Origin of the sequence: Methylobrevis pamukkalensis (assembly GCF_001720135.1) — a bacterium.
GTDB classification, from domain to species: domain Bacteria; phylum Pseudomonadota; class Alphaproteobacteria; order Rhizobiales; family Pleomorphomonadaceae; genus Methylobrevis; species Methylobrevis pamukkalensis.
Genome location: NZ_MCRJ01000280.1, coordinates 1 through 962 on the forward strand (window position 1 = coordinate 1; position 962 = coordinate 962).

At 70.6% G+C, this 962-nt stretch carries 1 protein-coding gene; it reads right to left on the reverse strand.

Features of this window, described 5'->3' with window-relative positions; translation table 11 throughout:
- A partial coding sequence (locus tag A6302_RS20510) for an LLM class flavin-dependent oxidoreductase (RefSeq protein ID WP_069308541.1) occupies window positions 1-962 on the reverse strand: 962 nt, incomplete at both ends.

The window sequence follows — 962 nt, forward strand, 5'->3', positions numbered from 1 at the left end:
CTCAGGTCGACGCCCCGCAGCTCGACGTGGCCGTCGAGCTGGGGGATCACGTCGCAGCCGAAGCGCTCGATCGAGGCCAGCGTCTCGCGCCGGCCGATGCCGGCAAAGCCCATGAAGCAGGACAGATGCGTCGGCCGCAGCGCCTCGATCTCCTCGGCGAGCTTCTCGGCGCAGTAGTCGGCCGGGCCGATCACCGCGCTTTCGAGGAAGTCGTCGAGCGGCGGCTCGTCGTTGAGCGGCATCAGCCGCAGGAACGGCCCGTCGCGGCTGGGTTCGGCGGTCGACAGCGGCACGGCGGCGCGGGCGAGATCGCGCACGCACTGGGCGGCGTGGCGGGCGTCGGCGGCATCGTCGGTGACGTAGATGTAGCGCTGCACGGCGAGCGGCATCCGGGAGACTTCGCCGCCGGCCTCGGCCCAGCGGCCGGCGATCACGTCGCGGAAGGCGCGCGCCTCGGCAAGGCCGCGGTGGCCGAAGCTCATGAACGGCGTGTGCCCGCCCCGCGCCATGCGGTCGATCAGGCGCGGATGACTGGAGGCGACGAACACCTCGGGCATGGCCAGACCGAAGGGCCGCATCGACAGTTCGGTCGCCGGAATGTGGAAATACTCGCCGGAAAAGTCGACGACGCCGGAGGTGAGGCCCTGTTCGAGGATCGACCAGGCCTCGAGCATGATCGGGTGCCGCTCGTCGGGATCGACCCGGTAGCGCTCGAATTCGTGGGGCTGGTAGCCGGTGCCGAGGCCCAGCACCAGCCGGCCGCGGGTGAGCAGCTCGGCGAAGGCGGCCTCCTGCACGAGGCGCAGCGGATCGTAGAAGGGCAGGGCCAGCACGGCGGGGCCGAGGCGGATGTTGCGCGTCTCGGCGGCGCAGTGGGAGACCATCAGCAGCGACGACGGGCAGATCGAATGGTTGGTGAAGTGGTGCTCGGCGAACCAGGCGATGTCGAAGCCGAAATCCTC